The 22,168-nt window shown below is 68.0% G+C and carries 24 protein-coding genes, 1 tRNA gene and 1 pseudogene; 8 read left to right on the top strand and 18 right to left on the bottom strand.

Going from position 1 to position 22,168, the window contains the following annotated elements:
* Positions 1-146: 146 nt before the first annotated feature.
* Positions 147-767 (bottom strand): ANTAR domain-containing response regulator, encoded by a 621-nt coding sequence (locus NM2_RS14935; protein WP_067668883.1) that lies wholly within the window; start codon positions 765-767, stop codon positions 147-149.
* Between the two features lie 202 nt (positions 768-969).
* Here NM2_RS14935 and NM2_RS14930 point away from each other — a divergent pair.
* From NM2_RS14930 to NM2_RS14910, 4 genes are all read left to right on the top strand, one after another.
* A tRNA-Leu gene (locus NM2_RS14930) sits at positions 970-1,056 on the top strand.
* 328 nt (positions 1,057-1,384) lie between these two features.
* Entirely contained in the window at positions 1,385-1,903 is a 519-nt protein-coding gene (locus NM2_RS14920; protein WP_067668878.1) for a phenylacetaldoxime dehydratase family protein, read from the top strand.
* A gap of 145 nt (positions 1,904-2,048) precedes the next feature.
* Positions 2,049-2,663 carry an arsenate reductase/protein-tyrosine-phosphatase family protein gene (locus tag NM2_RS14915; protein ID WP_067668876.1) on the top strand — a complete coding sequence of 205 codons (615 nt, stop codon included), beginning with the start codon at positions 2,049-2,051 and terminating at the stop codon, positions 2,661-2,663.
* Between the two features lie 181 nt (positions 2,664-2,844).
* Positions 2,845-3,180: a hypothetical protein gene (locus NM2_RS14910; protein ID WP_245718034.1), complete on the top strand. Its 336-nt coding sequence runs from the start codon at positions 2,845-2,847 to the stop codon at positions 3,178-3,180.
* On the opposite strand, the gene NM2_RS14905 is transcribed toward NM2_RS14910, so the two are convergent.
* From NM2_RS14905 to NM2_RS14865, 9 genes are all read right to left on the bottom strand, one after another.
* Entirely contained in the window at positions 3,177-4,088 is a 912-nt protein-coding gene (locus tag NM2_RS14905; RefSeq protein ID WP_245718033.1) for an acyl-CoA thioesterase, read from the bottom strand. The genes NM2_RS14910 and NM2_RS14905 overlap by 4 nt on opposite strands.
* Positions 4,089-5,510 (bottom strand): pyruvate kinase, encoded by a 1,422-nt coding sequence (gene pyk, locus NM2_RS14900; protein WP_084530996.1) that lies wholly within the window; start codon positions 5,508-5,510, stop codon positions 4,089-4,091.
* A 311-nt stretch (positions 5,511-5,821) separates the two neighbouring features.
* Positions 5,822-6,325, bottom strand: coding sequence for a TM2 domain-containing protein (locus tag NM2_RS14895; RefSeq protein WP_067668870.1), 504 nt, complete (start codon positions 6,323-6,325; stop codon positions 5,822-5,824).
* A 114-nt stretch (positions 6,326-6,439) separates the two neighbouring features.
* Positions 6,440-7,654 (bottom strand): prolipoprotein diacylglyceryl transferase, encoded by a 1,215-nt coding sequence (lgt, locus tag NM2_RS14890; protein ID WP_084530994.1) that lies wholly within the window; start codon positions 7,652-7,654, stop codon positions 6,440-6,442.
* A gap of 62 nt (positions 7,655-7,716) precedes the next feature.
* On the bottom strand, positions 7,717-8,490 hold the full coding sequence (gene trpA, locus NM2_RS14885) for a tryptophan synthase subunit alpha (RefSeq protein WP_067669054.1): 774 nt from the start codon (positions 8,488-8,490) through the stop codon (positions 7,717-7,719).
* 311 nt (positions 8,491-8,801) lie between these two features.
* Complete coding sequence (trpB, locus tag NM2_RS14880) at positions 8,802-10,061, bottom strand: tryptophan synthase subunit beta (RefSeq protein ID WP_067668868.1); 1,260 nt, start codon at positions 10,059-10,061, stop codon at positions 8,802-8,804.
* Positions 10,058-10,882: an indole-3-glycerol phosphate synthase TrpC gene (gene trpC / locus NM2_RS14875; RefSeq protein ID WP_067668866.1), complete on the bottom strand. Its 825-nt coding sequence runs from the start codon at positions 10,880-10,882 to the stop codon at positions 10,058-10,060. Before trpC ends, trpB begins: the two co-directional genes overlap by 4 nt.
* Before the next feature lie 147 nt (positions 10,883-11,029).
* A complete protein-coding gene (locus NM2_RS14870) occupies positions 11,030-12,001 on the bottom strand; it encodes a Trp biosynthesis-associated membrane protein (RefSeq protein ID WP_084530993.1) in 972 nt (323 codons plus the stop codon).
* Between the two features lies 1 nt (position 12,002).
* Positions 12,003-13,562 (bottom strand): anthranilate synthase component I, encoded by a 1,560-nt coding sequence (locus tag NM2_RS14865; RefSeq protein ID WP_067669049.1) that lies wholly within the window; start codon positions 13,560-13,562, stop codon positions 12,003-12,005.
* A 392-nt stretch (positions 13,563-13,954) separates the two neighbouring features.
* Between NM2_RS14865 and NM2_RS14860 the strand changes: the two genes are divergently transcribed.
* The 3 genes from NM2_RS14860 (at position 13,955) to NM2_RS14850 (ending at position 15,560) form a co-directional block, all read left to right on the top strand.
* Positions 13,955-14,257, top strand: coding sequence for a hypothetical protein (locus NM2_RS14860; RefSeq protein ID WP_067668864.1), 303 nt, complete (start codon positions 13,955-13,957; stop codon positions 14,255-14,257).
* A 66-nt stretch (positions 14,258-14,323) separates the two neighbouring features.
* Positions 14,324-14,899: a permease gene (locus tag NM2_RS14855; protein ID WP_067668862.1), complete on the top strand. Its 576-nt coding sequence runs from the start codon at positions 14,324-14,326 to the stop codon at positions 14,897-14,899.
* 145 nt (positions 14,900-15,044) lie between these two features.
* Entirely contained in the window at positions 15,045-15,560 is a 516-nt protein-coding gene (locus tag NM2_RS14850) for a MarR family winged helix-turn-helix transcriptional regulator (protein WP_067668860.1), read from the top strand.
* Between the two features lie 54 nt (positions 15,561-15,614).
* Here the strand turns inward: NM2_RS14850 and hisI are convergent, their stop codons facing one another.
* The 4 genes and pseudogenes from hisI to priA all read right to left on the bottom strand — a co-directional run.
* Positions 15,615-15,962: a phosphoribosyl-AMP cyclohydrolase gene (hisI, locus tag NM2_RS14845; RefSeq protein WP_067669047.1), complete on the bottom strand. Its 348-nt coding sequence runs from the start codon at positions 15,960-15,962 to the stop codon at positions 15,615-15,617.
* Positions 15,963-15,972: 10 nt separating this feature from the next.
* Positions 15,973-16,746: an imidazole glycerol phosphate synthase subunit HisF gene (gene hisF, locus NM2_RS14840; RefSeq protein WP_067668858.1), complete on the bottom strand. Its 774-nt coding sequence runs from the start codon at positions 16,744-16,746 to the stop codon at positions 15,973-15,975.
* The gene (locus NM2_RS14835) at positions 16,743-17,567 is read right to left on the bottom strand and encodes an inositol monophosphatase family protein (protein ID WP_067668856.1); all 825 of its coding nucleotides are present in this window, start codon (positions 17,565-17,567) and stop codon (positions 16,743-16,745) included. The genes hisF and NM2_RS14835 overlap by 4 nt, the downstream gene beginning before the upstream one ends.
* Before the next feature lie 73 nt (positions 17,568-17,640).
* Positions 17,641-18,369, bottom strand: a pseudogene (gene priA / locus NM2_RS14830) (bifunctional 1-(5-phosphoribosyl)-5-((5-phosphoribosylamino)methylideneamino)imidazole-4-carboxamide isomerase/phosphoribosylanthranilate isomerase PriA); the annotation flags it as partial.
* 318 nt (positions 18,370-18,687) lie between these two features.
* Here priA and NM2_RS14825 point away from each other — a divergent pair.
* A complete protein-coding gene (locus NM2_RS14825; protein WP_157121094.1) occupies positions 18,688-19,200 on the top strand; it encodes a hypothetical protein in 513 nt (170 codons plus the stop codon).
* A gap of 10 nt (positions 19,201-19,210) precedes the next feature.
* On the opposite strand, the gene NM2_RS52580 is transcribed toward NM2_RS14825, so the two are convergent.
* From NM2_RS52580 to NM2_RS14810, 4 genes are all read right to left on the bottom strand, one after another.
* Positions 19,211-19,333, bottom strand: coding sequence for a hypothetical protein (locus NM2_RS52580; protein WP_268929580.1), 123 nt, complete (start codon positions 19,331-19,333; stop codon positions 19,211-19,213).
* A 298-nt stretch (positions 19,334-19,631) separates the two neighbouring features.
* Entirely contained in the window at positions 19,632-20,264 is a 633-nt protein-coding gene (gene hisH / locus NM2_RS14820) for an imidazole glycerol phosphate synthase subunit HisH (RefSeq protein WP_067668852.1), read from the bottom strand.
* Positions 20,261-20,905 (bottom strand): imidazoleglycerol-phosphate dehydratase HisB, encoded by a 645-nt coding sequence (gene hisB / locus NM2_RS14815; RefSeq protein WP_067669045.1) that lies wholly within the window; start codon positions 20,903-20,905, stop codon positions 20,261-20,263. The genes hisH and hisB overlap by 4 nt, the downstream gene beginning before the upstream one ends.
* Before the next feature lie 62 nt (positions 20,906-20,967).
* A complete protein-coding gene (locus NM2_RS14810; RefSeq protein WP_067668850.1) occupies positions 20,968-22,101 on the bottom strand; it encodes a histidinol-phosphate transaminase in 1,134 nt (377 codons plus the stop codon).
* Positions 22,102-22,168: the final 67 nt, after the last annotated feature.

Genomic DNA, 22,168 nt, shown 5'->3' with positions numbered 1-22,168 from the left:
AGAGGGCCCACCATGTCGGCCAAGCTCAGAACATAGCGTTGTGACGTTAGCTCCGCATCACATTCGAGCCATCGGAGCTACTTCGATCCCGAATATTCGTCAAGATCGTGTTTCCATCTTGTTACTCGATGGCAAATGTATCGCTACTAAGACTTGGGTGCGAGGTTCTCCAATACGACCTCGGCAACCGCCTTCATCGTCGTACGGCGGTCCATCGCGGTTCGCTGTATCCACTTGAAAGCCTGCGGCTCGGACAATCCCTGAGTCTGCATCAGCACACCCTTGGCACGCTCGACGAGTTTGCGGGTCTCGAGCCGTTCGGACAGGCTCGCGACCTCGCTCTCGAGCGCGGTGATCTCGTGGAAACGGCTGGCCGCGAGTTCGATCGCGGGCACCAGGTCGGATTTGGTGAACGGCTTGACCAGATATGCCATCGCGCCCGCGTCCCGGGCCCGCTCGACCAGATCACGCTGGCTGAATGCGGTCAAAATCACAACGGGGGCAACGCGATTGCTCGCGATCTCCGCCGCGGCATCGATACCGTCGCGCCGCGGCATCTTCACATCCATGATCACCAGATCCGGGCGCAGCTCACCGGCCAGATCGACGGCCTGCTGACCGTCGCCGGCCTCGCCGACGACCTGATAGCCCTCCTCGGTGAGCATTTCCACCAGGTCCATCCGGATGAGTGCCTCGTCCTCGGCCACGACCACACGCTTGGCGGCGGTCGCCCCATCCTTCTTCGCGCCCCCTGTTGACGTTCCCATAGACAGACCCCTCGTGTTCCGATGCCGATACCCGATGCTCCGATACAGTCCGACGCCGCCCTCGACGGACCGCTACGCATCCGAGTGACCTAAAGCGTACCGTTCGACAGCGCCGAGAACCCACCTACCCAGCGCGAACCGGGGCAGTATCACACCGATTCGGTTCCCGGGACGGTCACCAGCTATGATTTGCACCCGGTGCGCCGAGTTGGCGGAACAGGCAGACGCGACGGTCTCAAAAACCGTTGTCCGAAAGGACGTGTGGGTTCGAGTCCCACACTCGGCACCAAGCTCTCTTCATTCAACATGTGTCGCGTATTACATTGCCGCGCATCGGAATCCGAACTCGCCGCGAGGCGGATCGATGGCTCTTCCCCGAAACCGGCCGCATCTCGCGGACACCGCGGCGAACCGATCCGGCGGGGTACCGGGACCGGATCCGGGCGCGACCGCGCGCCTGCCGTCCAGCAAATCACCGGACAATCGACAGCGGACGAAATCGCGCGCAAAATGCCCCCGCGAGCCGCCACCGGGCGCGACGATCGAACCGATCACCCGCGTATTACGTGCAAACCTGAGAGGGGCGTATCCGGCCCCGGCTCGATGGGAGGTCGCGAATGCGGGTGAATCGACTCACCGCGGATCTGTCCGAATATCCCGATCTGGTCGTCATCTATCTGGGCATGCGCGTGCGGACGCCGCGCGGCATGCTGCGACTGCTGGGATTGGGACCGGAACTCTATCGCTCACACCGCGATCGCCCCGACGGGCTGCTGCTGCACGAGGATCTGATCTGGTCGCTGTTCCCGCCGCACTGGGGTGCGCGCCAGTACTGGCGCGATCTGGACAGCCTCGAGCGCTGGACCCGCTCGAACCCGCATCGAGACTGGTGGCAACGTTTTCTGCGGGACTCCGGCGGCACCGGATTCTGGCACGAGGCATACTTCATGCGCGGCGGCATCGACACCATGTACGACGATATGACGACCCCGACCGGGCTCGCCCGCGTCGCGCCGACGGTGTCGATGCGCGGGCGGCTGTTCTCCACGCGCGGGCGGGTCGAACGCGAGGATCCGAAAGCCGAACCGGTGGTCGATGAGAATGCGTATTATTCCGAAGACTCCGGCCGAAAATAATCGACCGAGTTCCGCGCCATTCAGCGAATGACAAGCAAACTGTTCTCGCGCGACTCGCTACACGAAAATGAACATCTGGCGACAATGGCAGATTTCCGCTATTGCCGTCTTCTCGCCGCGCCCGCGGGCGCATACCGTACCTGCCATGCATGTCCTGTTCGTCTGCACCGGCAATGTGTGCCGCTCGGTGATCGCCGAACGCCTCACCCGCGCACTGGCGGACGAACACGGACTGTACGAGCTGACCGCGGAGAGTGCCGGCACCCGGGCACTGGTCGGATTCGGTGTGGAACCGCTTGCGGCACAGACGATCACCGGACTCGGCGCGAATGCGAGCGGTTTCCGCGCCCGCCGGCTGAAGCCGGAGATGGTCGACCGCGCCGATCTGGTCCTGGCGATGACCGAACAAATTCGCGACGACATCGTCTCGCACGTCCCGGGCGCCCGGCCCCGTACCTTCACCCTGCTGCAGGCGTACCGCATCGCCAAGGTCAGCGGCGCGCGCACCGTCGCCGAGATGGACCGCGCCCGAAACGATCTGGCACTGGTGGGCCGGGAGAACATCGCCGATCCGGTGGGCCTGTCGCCGGAGAAGTACTGCGAGGTCGGCGATCACATCGCCGCAACCTTGGCGCCACTGCTGCTGACGCTGTGCGTCCCCACCGACGACCGCGGCCGACCGCATCTGGTGGTGCTGCCGGGCGGACGACAGGACGAGCCGCCGGTCATCGACACCACGCGAATCGACCGACAGGCCTGAGCAATTCGCGCCGACACTCCCCGACGGGGGCGTCCTCCCCGTTTCCGGCGGGGAGCGACTACACTGCCGGGCGAATGGCTCAGCCAAAGGTTCGACACAAGAACAGGACTCAGACATGCCGAAACGCATTTCGGATGTTTCGCTCCATGTTTACGTGACACCCGTAACACTCGATCGTGTCGTGGCCACCGTACGCCAGGTGGTCGACGAACACGTGGCCGATCGCGATCTGTTCGCCTGGCGGTTCACCCTGCCGATCGACCCCGACCAGCCGAGCCACGCGGTTCTGGAAACCCAATGGCGCCTTGACAATCCTGGCGCCGATCCGGGCGATCGGCACGCCTACGAGATCGCCCTGAGCCTCGTCGGCGATGCGAAACTGCTCACCGAGGCCAATCTGGCCCAGCTGGAGACCCGCCTGATGCTGTGCATCTCCGCACAGGACGCGGTCCCCTACGAGATCCACACCCTCCACAGGGAGAGTTTCGACTTCGAAGAGAACCGCGAACTGATCTAGCGCGGGGCGGCGGGCTGCCTCGGCGGGAAGTGGCGGATGACGCCCTCCTGCACGACCGTGGCGAGCAATTCGCCTGCGCGGGAGTAGAAGTGACCCATGGCCAAGCCGCGCTGCCCGGCGGCGACGGGCGACTGGGTCGCGTACAGCGCCCACTCGTCGAAGCGGAACGGGCGGTGGAACCAGATGGAGTGGTTCACCGTCGCCGCGACGATCCGGTCGAGGCCCCAGGACAGGCCGTGCGTGGTGATGATCGAATCCAGCACCGTGGTGTCCGACGAATAACCCAGCGCCGCAACGTGAATCAGCGGATCGTCGGGAAGGGTGCCGTCGGCTTTCATCCACACGCGGTTGTGGTTGAGGGTCTCACCGGTGCCCTTGAGGATCCACGCCGGATCGTTGGTGTACCGCATATCGATCGGATGCGGAGCCTGGACGAACATCTGCAACCGGTCCTCGAGGCCCTCGAAGGACTCCTCGACCCGCGGCAGCCCGTCCGGGTCGGGCACCTGGGGCTGCGGGGTGGCGTGCTCCAGCCCCTTGCCGTAGTCCTGGAAGGCCGCCAGCATGACGAACAGTTCCTGATCGTCCTGATAGGCGGTGACCGTGCGATTGGCGAAGGCGCGGCCGTCCCGGTGTCGTTCCACCCGGTATTCGATCGCCTTCTTCACATCGCCGCCGCGCACGAAATGCGCGTTGACCGCGTGCACCGGACGCCCGGGGCCGACGGTGCGCCCGGCGGCGATGATCGCCTGGGCCACCAGCTGTCCGCCGAAGGTCCGGCTCCACACCTTCTCCGGGTGCTGACCGAGGAACGTGTCCTCACCGGTCTGCTCGAGGTCGAGCAGACCGAGCAGCACATCCAGATCACCAGTTCCCGTAGACACCGATTCGCCCAGTGACGCGTTCAACTAGTGGTCCTCCTCGCCGATACGGTGCACATGGATCAGGTTGGTGGAACCGATCGTTCCCGGCGGGGAACCGGCCACGATGACGACCAGATCGCCCTTGGCGTACCGGTTCAGCGACAGCAGTTCCTTGTCCACCTGCCCGATCATCTCGTCGGTGGTGCGCACGGTCGGCACGATGAACGTCTCCACGCCCCAGCTCAGCGACAGCTGGCTGCGCACCTCCGGCAGCGGAGTGAACGCCAGCAGCGGCAGCGGGGTGTGCAGACGGGCCAGCCGGCGCACGGTGTCACCGGACTGGGTGAACGCGACCAGCGCCTTGGCGTTGAGCCGCTCGCCGATATCGCGGGCGGCGTAGGAGATGACACCGCGCTTGGTGCGCGGCACATGGGTCAACGGCGGTACCCGCGTGGAGGTTTCGGATTCCACGGCATGCACGATGCGTGCCATGGTACGGACCGTCTCGATCGGGTATTCGCCGACCGAGGTCTCGCCCGAGAGCATCACCGCGTCCGCGCCGTCCAGCACCGCGTTGGCGACATCGGACGCCTCGGCGCGGGTCGGGCGGGAGTTGGTGATCATCGACTCCAGCATCTGGGTCGCCACGATCACGGGTTTGGCGTTCTCCCTTGCCATCTGGATGGAACGCTTCTGCACCAGCGGCACCTGCTCGAGCGGCAACTCGACGCCCAGATCGCCGCGGGCGACCATGATCGCGTCGAAGGCCAGCACGATCGCCTCGAGGTTGTCGATCGCCTCGGGCTTCTCCAGCTTGCCGATCACCGGAACCCGGCGGCCGACGCGGTCCATCACGTCGTGCACCAGTTCCACGTCCGCCGGGGAGCGCACGAACGACAGCGCGATGAAGTCCACGCCGAGCTCGAGCGCGAACTCGAGATCGGCAATGTCCTTGTCCGACAGGGCCGGAACCGAAACATCCATGCCGGGCAGCGACACGCCCTTGTTGTTCGACACCGGGCCGCCCTCGGTCACCCGGCAGACGACGTCGTTTGCCTCGACGCGCAGGACGGTCAGCCCGACCTTGCCGTCGTCGACCAGCAGCCGGTCGCCCGCCTTGGCGTCGGCGGCCAGCTCCTTGTAGGTGGTCGAGACGCGGTCGTGGGTGCCCTCCACGTCCTCGACGGTGATGCGCACCTCCTCACCGGTGGCCCACGTCGTCCGGCCGTCCACGAACCGGCCGAGCCGGATCTTGGGGCCCTGTAGATCGGCGAGGATGCCCACGGCGCGGCCGAGATGATCCGCGGCCTTCCGCACCTTCTCGTAGTTCTCAGCGTGATCGGCGTGTTCGCCGTGACTGAAATTAAGCCGGGCCACGTCCATGCCGCTTTCGACAAGTTCGCGGATCCGGTCCTCGGAGGCTGTGGCCGGCCCGAGGGTGCACACAATCTTTGTCCGTCGCATCACGGCTGCGAGCCTAGTCCTGCCGAGTCCGCTTCGCCGAGTGGGCATACCCTTCGCTATCGACAGCACGAGCCTATGATCCCGCTCACCCCGCGAGATGTCCGGCCGCCCGGGTCCCGACACGAGTTTGCGCAAATCCGAGCCCCAGAAAGATCATCCGGCAATCGGCGGCGGCCACGCCGTGCGGCGCGATGGGCCCGATGGTCGGAGCGGCCGGCTGTTGCACCATCAGCAACGGTTCGGCTACTGAATGGTTCGGTTCAGCGAGGAGTTCGATGAGCCGAACTCCTAGGTGTCGCCGACTGTTCGCACCGTCAGCTTTCCTGCAACGGTCGGCCGTAGGTGTCCGGCACATTGCCCAGGAAGATCATGATCGCGTCGATCAGCGGCCAGATGCCGCCCAGACCGCAGGTGAAGATGGTGACCAGCAGCTGCGCGACGGCAATACCGTTGTAGCCCAAGTAGAACCGTCCGGCCCCGAAACCACCGAGGAACAGCTGCAGCAGGCCCGCCACCAGTTTCGACTTGTCCGAGTAGGGCATGCCGTACATGTCGCGGCCGAAGGGCGCCTGCGGATCCATCCCGGGCTGGCCGTACGGACCGGCCGGATAGCCGGGCTGCGGATATCCGCCCGGCTGTTGCCCGTACACCTGCTGGTTGTACGGATTGGACTGGCCGTATGCGTCCTGCGGCTGACCGTAGGCATCCTGCGGACCGTACTGCGGCTGACCGTAAGGCTGCGGCCCGCCCATACCCGGGCCCGTGCCCGGTGCGCCGTAGTGCGGCCCGTAACCGGGCTGCTGATAAGGGTCGGTCACTGCTCCACCCCGCTGCGCTCGCTCATCTGTCCTCCTCGTCCGCGGGCCGCACCACGTCGGCCCGCCTCACCCCGCCCCGCCGCATGGTGGCGGATCGGATGCCGCTGCGGCGTCCTACTCGGCGGATTTCGCCGACGTTCCCGTCGACTTCGCTGTCGCGGACACCGTCGACTCGTCATCGTCGGCGGACTCGATTTCGCTACCGGAGCTTTGCTCGGTCTCCCCCGATTCACCGCCCGGCTCAGCTTGCCCCGCTTCCGCCCGCGACGCATCCGATTTCACGGCATCCTCGTCCGGAGCCGGTGGCGCGTCGTCCGCGCGGGCATCATCGGCGTGTTCGACGTGCGTCGAATCCCCTTCGGACTCCGCCGATTCCGCACCGTGCGCACGCAATGCGCCGAACTGCCACGGCCACGGGCGTTTTCCACCGGGTTGCAGGGTCTCGGCGGCCTCGCGCCCCTTGGTGGCGAGTACGAAATAGGCGATGGCGCAGACGAATACGATCGTCGAGGTGAACGAGTTGATCCGGATGCCGAAGATGTGCGTGGCGTCGTCGTCGCGCAGCAGCTCCACCCAGAACCGGCCGAAGGTGTAGATCGCGACGTAGAGCGCGAACAGCCGCCCGTGGCCGATCCGCCAGCGCCGGTCCGCCCAGATCAGCAGCGCCACGCCGATCAGATTCCACAGCAGCTCGTACAGGAAGGTGGGTTGCACGACGCGCTGGACGACGCCGGTGGACACACCGTTCATCATGTCCAGCTGGCCGTTGTGGTCGAAGCGAAGATAGATCTCCAGGCCCCACGGCTGGGTGGTGTCGCGGCCGTACAGCTCCTGGTTGAAGTAGTTGCCCAAGCGGCCGATGGCCTGGGCCAGCAGAATGCCCGGCGCGATCGCATCACCGAAAGCGGGCAGCGGAATCCGGTACACCCGGCAGCCGATCCAGGCTCCGATGCCGCCCAGCAGCACCGCACCCCAGATACCCAGACCGCCGTCCCAGACCTTCAGCGCGTCCCAGGGGTCCTTACCGGTATCGAAATACCGGTACCAGTCGGTGCACACGTGGTAGAGCCGGCCGCCGACCAGACCGAACGGCACCGCGAACATCGCCACGTCCAGCACCGCGCCCGCGCGGCCGCCGCGCTGCTGCCAGCGCCGCTCACCCCACCAGATCGCGACGATGATGCCGATGATGATGCACACCGCGTACGCCCGCAGCGGTAGCGGCCCGAGATCCCAGACCCCCCGCGGTGGACTCGGAATATAGGCCAGCACGGAACCGTGCACGGCACTGTTGGCAACAACACTCTCGGCCAGGACTGGGTTGGTCACGGGCCCACCGTAACGGAAACCGCTCGCGCCGCACTCAGCGCGGTCGGCCGGACGCCGGTGTGCTAGGAGACGACGGCCGCCGAACGCACGCCCTCGGCGAGCTCCGCGGTCAGCGCGCGCACCTGATCCAGCCCCTGACCGGTGGCGGTGACCAGGGCCGAGCCGACGATCACACCATCGGCGTAAGCGGCGATCTCCGCGGCCTGCACACCGCTGCGCACGCCCAGGCCCACGCCGATCGCGATATCCGAGTGCGTCCGGATCCGCCCGCACAACTCCGGCGCCATCGAGGACACCGCGGCGCGCGCGCCGGTCACGCCCATCGTCGAGGCGGCGTAGACGAATCCACTGCTGGCCTCGATGGTCTTGACCAGACGCTCCTCGGTGGAGGACGGCGCGACCAGGAAGATCCGGTCCAGGCCGTGCGCCCGCGAGGCGGCGAACCAGTCGTCGGCCTCTTCCGGAATCAGATTCGGGGTGATCATGCCCAGACCGCCCGCGGCGGCCAGATCACGCGAGAACCGGTCGACGCCGTATTGCAGCACCGGATTCCAGTACGTCATCACCACGGCCTTGCCACCGGCCCGCGTGATCGCCTCGACCACCGCGAACACGTCACGCACCCGAACGCCGCCGCGCAGCGCCTGCTCGGCGGCGGCCTGGATGGTGGGTCCGTCCATCACCGGATCGGAGTACGCGACGCCGACTTCGATGACGTCGCAACCGGATTCGACCATCGCGGTGCAGGCGGCGATGGATCCGGCCAGATCCGGATACCCGGCGGGCAGGTAGCCGATCAGCGCGGCCCGGCCCTCGGCGCGGCACGCCGCGAACATATCGGCCAACCGGCTCACTTCTGCTCCTCCTGCGGCTCGTCGTCGAACAGCTTGAACCACTTCGCCGCGGCGCTCTTCAATGTCACTGCCATGTCCTTGTCACCGCGACCGGCGATCGCAATCATCGCGCGTCCTCGTCGAACAGCTTGAACCACTTCGCCGCGGCGCTCTTCAATGTCACTGCCATGTCCTTGTCGCCGCGACCGGCGATCGCAGTCATCGCGCGTCCTCGTCGAACAGCTTGAACCACTTCGCCGCGGCGCTCTTCAATGTCACTGCCATGTCCTTGTCACCGCGACCGGCGATCGCAATCATCGCGCGTCCTCGTCGAACAGCTTGAACCACTTCGCCGCGGTGTCCATATCCTTGTCACCGCGACCGGACAGGTTCACCAGGATGACCGCGCCCTCGCCCAGTTCGCGACCCAGTTTCAGCGCACCCGCGACGGCGTGCGCGGATTCGATGGCCGGGATGATGCCCTCGCTGCGGGACAGCAGCAGCAGCGCGTCCATCGCCTCGGTATCGGTGATCGGCTGGTATTCCGCGCGGCCGACGTCCTTGAGGTAGGCGTGCTCCGGGCCGACGCCCGGATAGTCCAGACCGGCGGAAATCGAGTGCGACTCGATCGTCTGCCCGTCCTCGTCCTGTAGCAGATAGGAGTACGCGCCCTGGAACGCGCCCGGCGTGCCGCCGGTGAATGTGGCTGCGTGCCTTCCGGTTTCGACGCCGTCACCGGCGGCCTCGTAACCGATCAGGCGCACGCCCGCATCATCGATGAACGGATGGAAGATGCCGATCGCATTGGATCCGCCGCCCACGCAGGCCGCGACCGCATCCGGCAGGCGGCCGGCCTGCGCCTGGATCTGCGCCCGCGCCTCGAGTCCGACCACCCGCTGGAAATCGCGCACCAGCAGGGGGAACGGGTGCGGGCCCGCGGCGGTGCCGAAGGCGTAGTAGGTCTCGTCCGCATTGGTGACCCAGTCGCGCAACGCCTCGTTGATGGCGTCCTTGAGGGTCTGCGAACCGGTGGTCACCGAGACGACCTTCGCGCCGAGCAGCCGCATCCGGGCGACGTTGAGCGCCTGGCGGGCGGTGTCCACCGCGCCCATGTAGATCACGCAGTCCAGGCCCATCAGGGCGCAGGCGGTCGCGGTGGCGACGCCGTGCTGGCCCGCGCCGGTCTCGGCGATGACCCGGGTCTTGCCCATCCGCTGAGCCAGGAGGGCCTGTCCCAGCACATTGTTGATCTTGTGGGAGCCGGTGTGGTTCAGATCCTCGCGCTTGAGGAAGATGCGCGCTCCCCCGGCGTGCTCGGCCAGGCGCTTGCATTCGAACAGCGGCGAGGGACGTCCGGCGTAGTCGCGCTGCAGCCGGTCCAACTCCCCGAGGAAGTCCGGGTCCACGCGGCACTTGTCGTACTGGGCGGTGACCTCCTCGATCACGGCCATCAGCGCCTCGGGGACGTGCCGTCCGCCGTAGATGCCGAAATGCCCGCCCGCATCGGGTTCGTGGCTGCGCTGCGTGACGCCCTCGCTGGCCTGGGGCAGTACCGGTTCGTGAGTCCGGGTCATCGCGCCGCACCCCGGCGCAGCGGGCGCGGGCAGGACGGGTGGGTTCCGGCCGTGGCCAGTTCCGAGACCGCCGCACGCGGATCACCGCTGGTCACCAGGCTCTCGCCGACCAGGACGGCGTCCGCGCCCGCACCGGCGTAGGCCAGCAGGTCCGCGGTGCCGCTGATGCCGGACTCCGCGACCCGGATCACCTCGGTGGGCAGGCCGGGCGCGATCCGCGCGAACACGTCGCGGTCCACCTCGAGCGTCTTGAGGTTGCGGGCGTTGACGCCGATGACCGAGGCTCCCGCCTCGAGTGCGCGGTCGGCCTCCTCCTCGGTGTGCACCTCGACCAGTGCGGTCATGCCCAGCGATTCGGTGCGATCGATGAGCGAGGACAGCACGTCCTGTTCCAGGGCGGCCACGATCAGCAGGATCACATCCGCGCCGTGCGCGCGCGCCTCGTGGATCTGATAGGGACCGACGACGAAATCCTTGCGCAGGATGGGCAGGTCGACGACCGCGCGCACCGCGTCGAGGTCGTCCAGGGAGCCGTTGAACCGGCGGCCCTCGGTGAGCACGCTGATGATCCGCGCGCCGCCGTCCTCGTACGACTTCGCCAGGCTGGCGGGGTCCGGGATGTCGGCCAGGTCGCCCTTGGAGGGACTGGACCGTTTCACCTCGGCGATCACTCCGACGCCGTCCTGATGCAGCGCGGCGAGCGCGTTGCGCGGGGACGGGGCCGCCGCGGCGGCCTTCTTGACGGCCTGGAAATCCAGGTGGGCTTCCCGTGCGGCCACATCCGCGCGGACCCCGTCGAGAATCGAGTCGAGTACCGTCATCTGGCTCGAATCCTTTCTGGGGAGACGGAGTTGATGCCTGAGAATCCCCCCAGGCCGTTGTCTCTCACCGAACTTGATAAAGAGTAAATGGCTATGTTCGTGACGCCGACGGCGGGGTGTTCCGCGTCGCACCTGGGCCGATATGACTCACCGGTCACGTTCGGCCTCGTCGTCGGTGGGGTCCGCTCCGGCGTCCAGCGCATCCCACAGCACACGTTCGGACAACTGCTCCTTCGATGCCGAACCCGCTTGCGGCGCACCGGATTCCGCCGCCCCGGCCGGAGTCTGCCCGGAAGTTGCGGAGGCCGCGTCCGCGACGTCACCGCGCTGCCGGGCGACCTGCTCGGCCGCGGCCGCCCGCCGGAACACCGGATTATCGTATTTGCCCGACAACCGGGCCGTGGCCTCGGGCATCCGCGCGAGCAGCACACCCGCGAGGAAGGCCAGCACCGCACCGATCAGACTCAGTGCCGCCGGGAACGCCGCGGTGGTGACGTGATCCACATGGGCGCGGGCGGGTAGCTGAGCCAGCGTCGCGGCGCGCTCGGCCGTCCTGCCGTGCTGGGTCAGCAGGGCGAACCCGGGCACCGCGGCCACCGCGGCCAGCAGCGCGACCACCACCCCGACCAGCCGCCGCAGCCAGCCGCGCGTCGCGAAGACCGCCGCAACACCGGCCAGCAGGACCAGCGCCACCGGGGTCAGCGCGCCGAACCACACACCGCCGTCGAGCCGATGGGTGGCCGGTTCGGTGAGCCCGTCGGAGGACGTGATCGTCACCCACGTCATCCGCGACGCGGCCCACAGCGCGGCGGCCGCCAGCACCAGGAGCACCACCGGCCCGATCGGATTCTTCCGCCGCCCGGCCGCTCGAGGCTGCTCGGGCGCGTCGTCGGGCGGCACGTCATCGGCACGACCGCTCGGCACCCGGCCGGCATCGGCGCGGGCCTGCGCGGCATCCGCCCTGGCCCCGGCCGCATCCGCTCGAGCCTGTGCGGCGTCGGTCCGGGCCTGCGCCGCATCGGCTCTCGCCCGACCCGCATCGGCATCCGCGCGGGCCGGTGACGCCGGGTCCTCGGGAACCGAATTCGATTGGTCCGGTCGGGATTCCGGGGAACTCATCTCAGCTCCCCGTGCCCTGTTCCGGGGTGAAGGCGCGGACCGTGCGGGCCGCCGCGACGGCCTTGAGCACCGCCATCGCCTTGTTGCGGGACTCGGTGTCCTCGTACTCGGGTTCGGAGTCCGCGACGATGCCGCCACCCGCCTGCACATAGGCGATGCCGTCCTTGAGCACCGCGGTGCGGATGGCGATGGCGGTGTCGGCGTCACCGGCGAAGTCGAGGTATCCCACCACTCCGGCGTACACCCCGCGACGCGTCGGCTCCAACTCCTCGATCAACTCCATCGCCCGCACCTTGGGCGCACCCGAAAGCGTGCCCGCCGGGAAACACGCCTGCACCGCGTCCAGGGCGATGCGGCCCTCGGCCAGCTGCGCGGAGACGGTCGAGACCAGGTGCATCACGTGGCTGTACCGCTCGACGTGGCGATAGTCGGTCACGCGCACCGTGCCGGGGCGGCAGACCCGGCCCAGATCGTTGCGGCCCAGGTCGACGAGCATGAGGTGTTCGGCATTCTCCTTCTCGTCGACCAGCAGATCCTTCTCGAGCAGCAGATCTTCCTCGGTGGTGGCCCCGCGCCACCGGGTCCCGGCGATCGGATGGGTCGTCGCGACGCCGTCCTTGACCGTGACCAGCGATTCCGGGCTCGAACCCACGATCGAGAACGCGGTGTTGCCGGAGCCGTCCGGAACGTGCATCAGATACATGTACGGACTCGGATTCGACGCCCGCAGCATCCGGTACAGATCCAGCGGGCTGCCCTCGTAGTCCATCTCGAACCGCTGCGAGAGCACCACCTGGAATGCCTCACCGGCCTCGATCTCCTTGACCAGCCGCCGCACGCCCGCGTGGTGTTCCTCGCTGCTGCGCTGACGCCGGTACTCCGGTTCGGGGCGGTCGAACACCGAGACGGTGGACTCGGCGGGTTCGGCCAGGGCGATGGTCATCCGGTCCAGCCGGGCGACCGCGTCGTCGTACGCCTCGTCGACCCGCTCGTCGGTGCCGTTCCAGTTGACGGCGTTGGCGATGAGCGTGATCGCGCCCTCGTGGTGGTCGAAGGCGGCCAGATCCGTGGCCAGCAGCATCACCATCTCCGGGACGTGCAGATCGTCCACGGCCAGCGAGGGCAGCCGCTCCATCCGTCGCACGATGTCGTAGCCGAGGTAGCCGACCAGTCCGCCGGTCAGCGGCGGCAGATCCGGGAAACGCTCGGTGCGCAGCAGTTCGAGTGTGTCCCGCAGGGCGAGCAGCGGATCACCGCCGGACGGGGCGTCGGCGGGGGTCGCGCCGTACCAGGCCGCCTCGCCGTCCACGACCGTCAGCGCGGCCGGACTGCCCGCGCCGATGAACGACCATCGAGACCACGACCGCCCGTTCTCGGCCGACTCGAGCAGGAACGTGCCCGCCCGGTCGCCGGCCAGCTTGCGGTAGGCCGAGAGTGGAGTTTCCGAGTCCGCCAGCACCTTTCGAGTCACCGGTACCACACGGTGCTCGGCCGCGAGAGCACGGAAGTGTTCGCGGGTGGTGGTGGTCGAGGTCCCCGGACGATGGGTTGCGCCGTGCATACAGCCCATCATTTCAGGGACGGGCAACCGAGATTCCCGCGGCCCATGCGCAGCATGCCCGGTTCGCACCATGCGCGGCCGCCCGGGGCGTTACCCTTACGAGCGCCGTTCACGGCCGGACGAGGTCATCGGCGGCGGATGCGCCGAACCCCCCACGAAGCCCGCTCGACGAGCTCTTCCGGGCGGGCCATCGGACGCACTCGAATCCTGGGCAGCACCGAGTACCAGGAAATGCTCTACCGGGCCGGGCCGATCGGCGATCGATGCCGAGAGGTTCCGCGCCCCGTTTCACCAGCAGCTTTACCAGCTATCATTTCATGCCCTCCGCGGGGCGCGAGTCTGATCAGCGCGGCGCGGCGGGGCAACCGAGACAGAGCGGAGTTCATAACCCGATGTACCCCTCGCAACCGATCGCACCGGAGGGTCCCCGGTACCAGCCGCTCAGCGGTACTCCCGGCCAGGCGCCCCGGACGATGCCGCGCGCCCCGCAGACCGGCGGATCCCGGTCCGACGCCCTGGCCTCGTTCGTCACCTACGCCAAAGCCCTGGAGAGCCTGGACCGGCGCAAATTCCCGGACGAGTACGCCGAGCACGCCGATCGCATCAAGGAACTCAGGCCGTTCCTGAAGGCGCACGGCATTCTGGACGTCATGCAGATCAAGAATCCGGAAGTGGCCACGCTGCTCGGAGTCTGACCGGCTTTTCGGTACCGGGCGTGTGCCGCGCCCGGTACTTCGGCAAATTCCGCCTACGCTGGTCACATGACCTCGCAAAGTGCGGAGCAATCATCCAGCACCCATACGTGGCGAAATCGTATCGTCGGCGTTGCCGCCGTGATCGTGGCGCTGGTCGTCGCCTATTTCATTCTGGCCTCGTTCATTCCGCGCTGGTGGGCGCAGCGCATCGCGACCATGTCCGGGCACGGCAGTTTCGCCAAGGGCATCTGGTCGGGTCTGGGGCTCGGCTTCTTCTGCACGGTGATCCCGCTGTTCCTGCTGATGGGTGTCGTCACGGTCTGGCGACGGCGGGCCGGGCGGTTCATGGCCGGATGTGCGGCCGTGCTGGCGCTCGTAGTGGCGCTGCCGAATCTGATGACGCTCACCATCGTCTGGGGCGGCAGCGGCGCGGCCCATGCCGGGGAGCGCGTGCTGGACGTCCAAGCGCCAGGATTTCGCGGCGCGTCGTTGATCGGGGCCATCGTCGCCGCGGCCCTGTTCCTGCTCGCACTGTTCATGCGGATGCGCGGGCGGTGGCGCACCCACCGCGCCGGGCGGCACCGCAAGAATTCCGGCTCGCCGGCACCGGCCGAGCCCGCTGACGTGGAACACAACGGGTGAGAGATGTCACGTCATTCACAACACCCGTGACCATCGAGCGAAATCATGGCAAACTACGTGTCTGCAGGTGACCGTGGATTGACCATTCAAGACCAACCAGTTTCGCTAACGAGATCACGTCACTTGGCTGTAAGAGAGGCTCGAAGTGACGAAGTGGCTGAACCCCACCGAACAGCGAGCGTGGCGAATCCTGGTCGCGCTCACGACCCGGCTGCCCGCCGCCATGGACACGCAGATGCAGCGCGAATCCGGCGTCACCCACTTCGAGTACTTCGTCCTCGAGCTACTGGCCGCAGAACCCGAACGCCGACTTCAGCTCAGCGAACTGGCCTCTAGGGCAAATGCGTCGCTATCTCGGTTGTCCCATGTGGTGACCAAATTGGAGCGGCTCGGCTGGGCCAAACGCGAAGTGTCCACGGGCCGTCGCGGCGCGGACGCGGTACTGACCGAAACCGGCTATCTGAAGGTGCAGCAGGCCACCCCCGGTTACCTCGAGGCCGTGCGCGGATTGATCCTGGACGGCCTCGACGAGCAGCAGACCGAGCAGCTGGCCGAACTCGGCGCGGCTATGGTCGCGCAACTCGACGTGGGGCTCACTCGGGGACTGGGACGCACCAATGGCCGATCCACCACCGAGGATGCCGCGCCCGCCTCGGAGTGACGCGCGGTAGAACGGACACGCCCGCTCGGCCCGAGCCGGCGTTCCCGGACCGGCTCACCCCTGATCGGTCAGCAGGACATCCGAATCCCAGCAGGTGTGCGTGCCGGTGTGGCAGGCCGCGCCCTCCTGGTCGACGATCAGCAGCACGGTGTCACCGTCGCAGTCCAAACGCACCTCGTGCACGTACTGGGTGTGCCCGGAGGTCTCGCCCTTGACCCAGTACTGCTGCCGCGAACGCGAGTAGTAGGTGGCCTTGCGGGTCGCCAGGGTGCGAGCCAGTGCCTCGTCGTCCATCCACGCCATCATCAGCACGTCGCCGGTGCCGTGTTCCTGTGCGACGGCGGCGACAAGTCCGGCCTCGTTGCGTTTGAGGCGGGCGGCGATGGCGGGATCCAGACTCACGCACACCACGCTAGCGGACGGTGATCCCCTCGCCGCGCATGGCGTCCTTGACCTGTGCGATGGTCAGGTCGCCGAAGTGGAATACGCTCGCGGCCAGCACCGCGTCCGCGCCCGCCTGCACCGCCGGGGCGAAATCCTCGACCTTGCCCGCGCCGCCGCTGGCGATGACCGGAACCGAGACCGCCGCGCGCACCGCCCGCAACATCCGCAGATCGAAACCCGCCTTGGTGCCGTCGGCGTCCATCGAGTTCAGCAGGATCTCCCCGACGCCCAACTCAGCGCCGCGAACCGCCCACTCCACCGCATCGATCCCGGTGCCCCGCTTGCCACCGTGTGTGGTGACCTCCCAGCCCGAGGGCGTGGGATCGGCGCCTTCGGGCACGGTCCGGGCGTCCACGGACAGCACGATGCACTGCGAGCCGAACCGCTCGGACATCTGCCGCAGGATCTCCGGATTCGCGATGGCGGCGGTGTTCACCGACACCTTGTCCGCACCGGCGCGCAGCAGCCGGTCCACATCGTCCACGGTGCGCACGCCGCCGCCCACGGTGAGCGGGATGAAGATCTGCTCGGCGGTGCGGGTCACCACATCGATCATGGTGCCGCGGTCGCCGGTGGAGGCGGTGACGTCCAGGAAGGTCAGCTCGTCCGCGCCCTGTGCGTCGTAGGCGGCGGCCAGCTCCACGGGATCGCCCGCATCGCGCAGGTTTTCGAAGTTCACGCCCTTCACGACGCGTCCGGCGTCGACGTCCAGGCACGGAATCACGCGCACTGCCAGTGTCATCGGTTCGCCTCCCCGGCGGCCTCGTCGACCGCGGTATCGATCATCTCCAGCAACTCCTCGTGCACACCGGGCGCGGCGGCGAGCACCGATCCCGAGGTGATGGTCCACGGCTCGCCGCGCAGGTCGGTCACCACTCCCCCGGCGGCGCGCACCAGCGCGACCCCGGCGGCGTTGTCCCACGGGTGATGTCCGAACACGACCGCGCCGCCCAGTACCCCGGACGCGGTGAAGGCAAGGTCGATTCCGGTGGAACCGTGCATGCGCACCCGGCCGGACAACCGGCTCAGCGCACCCAGCAGGTCGAAGCGGAACCGGCCCGGGATCCGCCCGCGCGAATCCATGTTGAACGCGCCGAAGCCGATCATGGATTCGGCCAGGGTTCCCGAGGCCAAGGGCGGCAACGGTTTCCCGTCCAGCAGCAGCGGACCGTCGACCGCGGCGGCATAGCGGCGGCCCAGCAGCGGCAGCCAGGTCAGGCCCAGCACCGGCGTGCCCTCGTGCACCAGCGACAGCAGAATGCCCGAGAGCGGATGTCCCGCAGAGTAATTGAAGGTGCCGTCGATGGGGTCCAGAACCCACGCGGTGCCCGATTCGACCGAGGGTCCGCCGAATTCCTCACCGTGCACGCCGATTCCGGTGCGTTCGACCAGAGCCTGCGACAGAGTTCGCTCGAGTTCCAGATCCAGGGCGGTGGCGAAATCGCCGCGCCCCTTCTCGACCTCACTCGGCGCGCCCAGTCCCTGTACGAAACGTGGTGCGGCCGAATCCAATATCTCGCTCGCGATGGTGAGCAGCGCCTGGCGGTCCGGTTGAGCGGTCATCGCCTCAGTGTCCATCGGGCGTGCGCGCGGGGCCCGCGTGGTTGCGCTCCGCTGCCGCCTCCGGCACCGGACCCCGCACCGCCTCCAGCGCCTCGGGCAACGTGAATCGCCCGGCGTACAAGGCCTTTCCGACGATCGCCCCCTCGATCCCATCGGGGACCAGCCCTGCGATGGCGCGCAGATCATCCAGGGTGGACACGCCGCCGGAGGCGACCACCGGCGCCTCGGTGGCCTGGCAGACCTCGCGCAGGAGATCCAGATTCGGCCCGGTCAGGGTGCCGTCCTTGGTGACGTCGGTGACGACGTAACGCGAACAGCCGTCCCGCTCCAGCCGTTCGAGCACCTCCCACAGATCGCCGCCGTCGCTGACCCAGCCGCGCCCGCGCAGCCGGTATTCGCCCTCGGTCAGCCGCACGTCCAGGCCGACGGCGATCCGGTCGCCGTATTCGCCGATCGCGCGGGCGGCCCACGCCGGATCCTCCAGCGCGGCGGTGCCCAGATTCACCCGGGCGCATCCGGTCGCCAGGACAGCTTTCAGCGATTCGTCGTCGCGGATGCCGCCGGACAGTTCGACCTTCACATCGAGTTCGCCGACCACCTCGGCGATCAGATCTCGGTTGGAGCCGCGCCCGAACGCCGCGTCCAGGTCGACCAGATGGACCCATTCGGCGCCCGCCTGCTGCCAGGACAGCGCGGCCTCGCGCGGCGAGCCGTAATTCGTTTCACTGCCCGCCTCCCCCTGAACCAGGCGAACGGCCTCACCATTGGCGACATCGACGGCGGGGAGCAACACAAGATTCACGGCAGTAGCCTACTGGGCAACCACGCTGCTCTCGGCCCCGGCCCGGACCCGCCGCAGGCCCGCGCCCCCGAACCGACTCCGAGCGTGGCCGGGAACGGCCCGTGCGACAGCCGAGCACTCGACTCGGCGGATCCCGGGGCGACACGCCCGCGAAACAAACCGGACCGACGGTAAGGTTTGCCCGGCCGCCCGTTGGGCAATATGAAATGGGCGCGTGTCATTGCAAGTGCGAGATCCCGGCCGACGGTCGGATCCTGTGCGTCCGGGGGCAAGGACACGGGTTTCGCAAGCATCGGTCGAGCAACAAGGGGTGCGGTCATGTCCCGGAGAACGCTGCGACACAGGGGCCTGCCTCGCCCGGCCACGGGTATCGGCATGGTGGCGCTGGCCGCGTCGGGTATCGGCGTGATCCCCGTCGGCGCCCTGCTGGCCGGACCCGCCGCCGCGGATCCGACGGATCCGGCGCAGATGGCCGCCTGCGAATTCGGCCGCCAGCTCACGACCTTCACCTTCACCGATTACGACGCCTACAACCAGCGCGTCCTGGACAACTCCACCGGCACGTTCCACGACGAGTTCCAGAATTCCAGCACGGACCGGCGCAATCACGTCGTCGAGACGCACACCAGCTCCGATGTGCTGTCGGTGGAATGCAGCACCCAGACCGCCGACCCCGACCACGCTCAGATGGTGGTGTCGGTGGACCAGACCACTCGCAGTGACGCGACCTTGGGCCTGCCTCGCCCCGAACGCACCGTGATGCACGTGCGCCTGGACAACGTCGGCGGCCGCTGGCTGGCCGAACGTGTCGACCCGGTGCCGAAGAACTGAACTGGATCCGCTAACTGGATCCGGCCGCCGCCGACCCCGACGCCGACCCGCTCAGCAGCGGAATCCCCGCCGAGCCGGTGTTGATGTACCCCAGCCACATCGGCAGATCGAATGCCGTGGCCAGCGCGTTCACAACGTCACCGCGCCCATGCCGGACTTGCTCCCGAATTCACTCACTCACAGCCCCTTTCGCCCCATGGGTCCCGACCGGGTTCGACCCTAACCGGAATCGCGCGACGAACCTACGACCTGGAAAGAAGAGCCGTGACGAGCCCGACCGGCGAGCACCGCCCGACATTCACGGCCGGCTCCTCCGGCGGTAGCCGGGGCTGCCGATCGATGCACACCCCCAAGGCCGCCGACGCGACGAACAGACGCGGAATCGGGCAGGGCTTCGGCCGGGACGCCGTCGAACACGCCCCGGCGCGGGACTACAGCGAGTTCACCCAGTTGCGCAGCAGCCGCGCACCGGCGTCGCCGGATTTCTCCGGGTGGAACTGGGTCGCGCTGAGCGGACCGTTCTCGACCGCGGCCAGGAACGGTCCGCCGTGTTCGGCCCAGGTGAGCCCGGCGGCGGGAATCGAGCTGTCCTCGTCGTTCCAGGCCCATTTCTGCGCGGCGTAGGAGTGCACGAAGTAGAACCGGGTCTGCTCGTCCATTCCCGCGAACAGCACGCTGTCCGCGGGCGGGCGCACGGTGTTCCAGCCCATGTGCGGCAGGACCGGGGCGGACAGGCGCTCCACCGTGCCGGGCCATTCCGCGCAACCCTCGGTCTGCACGCCGAACTCGACGCCGCGCTCGAACAGGATCTGCATCCCGACGCAGATGCCCAGCACCGGACGACCGCCCGCGAGCCGTTTGCCGATGATGCGTTCACCGCGCACCGCGCGCAGTCCGGCCATGCAGGCGGCGAAAGCGCCCACGCCGGGCACCACCAAACCGTCCGCGGCCAAGGCGATTTCGGGATCGGCCGTGACGGTCACCTCGGCGCCCGCGCGGATCAGGGCGCGGTTGGCCGAATGCAGGTTGCCCGAACCGTAGTCCAGCAGCGCTACAGACTTCACAGCGTCCCCTTCGTCGAGGGCACGCCGCTGACCCGCTCGTCGAATTCGACCGCGGCGCGCAGAGCCCGTGCCACAGCTTTGAATTCGGCCTCGGTGACGTGATGTTGATCGCGGCCGTACAGCACCCGCACGTGCAGCGCGATGCGCGCGTTGAGCGCGATGGATTCGAACACGTGACGATTCAGCACCGTGGAGTACGGCGCCCCGGGACGCAATGCCGACCCCGCCGAACCGGAGACCGCCGAACCGGGAATGATCGTGTGCAACAGGTGATCCGGCTCGCCGGTGTGCACACAGTAGGGCCGCCCGGACACGTCCACCACCGCGTGCGCCAGCGTCTCGTCCATGGGAATGAACGCGTCGCCGAACCGCCGGATGCCCTTCTTGTCGCCCAGCGCCTGGCCCAGCGCCTGCCCGAGCACGATCGCGGTGTCCTCGACGGTGTGATGCGCCTCGATCTCGATATCGCCCTGCGAGTGCACGCTCAGGTCGAAACTGGCGTGCGCGCCGAGCGCGGTCAGCATGTGGTCGTAGAAGGGCACGCCCGTGGAGATGTCGGTGTGGCCGGTGCCGTCCAGATCCAGCTCGACGACGATGCTGGACTCCTTGGTGGTGCGCTCCACCCGCGCGGTTCGGTGCATACTCGCTCTCGCCTCGGGACTCGTACCGGCCGACGCGTCGGCGGCCGGATCGGTGTTCACGGTCACGGGATCACCCGCTCGCTGGCCGCCAGAATCGCACTAACGCGCAGGAATTCGTCGTTCTCGGCGGTCAGGCCGATGGTCACGCGCAGATGCCCGGGAATGCCGACGTCGCGAATCAGCACGCCCTCGTCCAGATACCGCTGCCAGGCACGCGGCGCGTCGGCGAACGGACCGAACAGCAGGAAGTTGGCATCGCTCGGCGCGACCCGGAATCCCATCTCGCCCAGGGCTTTCGCGACCCGATCGCGCTGCACCGCCAATTCCGCGACGCTGGCGAGGGTTTCGTCGGCGTGCCGCAGCGCCGCCCGCGCCGCGGCCTGGGTGACCACCGACAGGTGGTACGGCAGCCGCACCAGCAGCATCGCGTCGATCACCGCGGGCGCGGCGGCCAGATAGCCGAGGCGGCCACCGGCGAAGGCGAACGCCTTGGACATGGTCCGGCTGACCACCAGCTTGGCCGGGAACCGGTCGATCAGCTCGATAGCGCTGGGGGCGCTGGAGAATTCACCGTACGCCTCGTCGACGATGACGATTCCGGGCGCCGCCTCGAGGATCCGGACCAGATCCGCCAGGGCGATGCTGTGCCCGGTCGGATTGTTCGGACTCGTCACGAACACCACGTCCGGGCGGCGTTCGGCGATGTGTGCGAGCGCGGAGTCGATGTCCAGGGTGAAGTCGGCGTCGCGCTTGGCCTCCACCCACTCGGTGTCGATGCCCTCGGAGATGATCGGGTGCATCGAATACGACGGCACGAAACCCATCGCGCTGCGGCCCGGTCCGCCGAATGCCTGCAGCAGCTGCTGCAGCACCTCGTTGGAACCGTTCGCGGCCCACACGTTCGAGGTGTCCAGGGCGACGCCGGTCTGCCGGGTCAGGTAGGCGGCCAGATCGGTGCGCAGCGCGACCGCGTCCCGGTCCGGGTAGCGGTGCAGGTCCGCCGCCGCGGCCCGGATCGATTCGGCCACGTCGTCGACCAGCGCGCGACTCGGCGGATGCGGATTCTCGTTGGTGTTCAGCTGTACCGGCACGGTCAATTGCGGTGCGCCGTAAGGGGATTTGCCGCGCAGGTTCTCCCGCAGCGGCAGATCGTCCAGGGACACGGCCGAACCCGGAATCTGCACTGCCTTCGTCATACCCTCACCTCATCGCACAACAGAGCGACCGTGCCCCGGGTGCGGCCACAGCACACGCCGGATACGG

This window comes from Nocardia miyunensis NBRC 108239, from assembly GCF_001613065.1.
Lineage (GTDB): Bacteria > Actinomycetota > Actinomycetes > Mycobacteriales > Mycobacteriaceae > Nocardia > Nocardia miyunensis.
Note: the sequence above shows the minus strand (reverse complement) of the source record. Positions and strands in the feature narration are given on the sequence as shown.